We start from the raw sequence: 232 nt of genomic DNA on the forward strand, positions 1-232 counted from the left end.
CATGAAGACGATGTGAGTTGGCTGGAGTTTACGACGACAACTGGTGATGTAGTTCGTTTGGATGATGAGCATCAAATCACACTACAGACGTATAATCCTAAAAATAAGAATATAGCTGCGCCTGCAGATCACTCATCAAACGTTAAGCACAATGACTTTGAGAATGAAAACCTTGAAAGTGAAAGCCTCAGGAGTGAAAATACGGATCAAAGTAAAAACGTCACGACCGATG

General features: G+C 40.9%; 1 protein-coding gene. It reads left to right on the plus strand.

Translation table 11 applies throughout. From position 1 onward, the window contains the following. The coding region (locus R0K30_RS23740) for a hypothetical protein (RefSeq protein WP_410613509.1) at window positions 1-232 on the plus strand (232 nt) is incomplete at both ends.

The organism is Bacillus sp. SIMBA_154, assembly GCF_046536015.1.
Lineage (GTDB): Bacteria > Bacillota > Bacilli > Bacillales > Bacillaceae > Bacillus > Bacillus pumilus_P.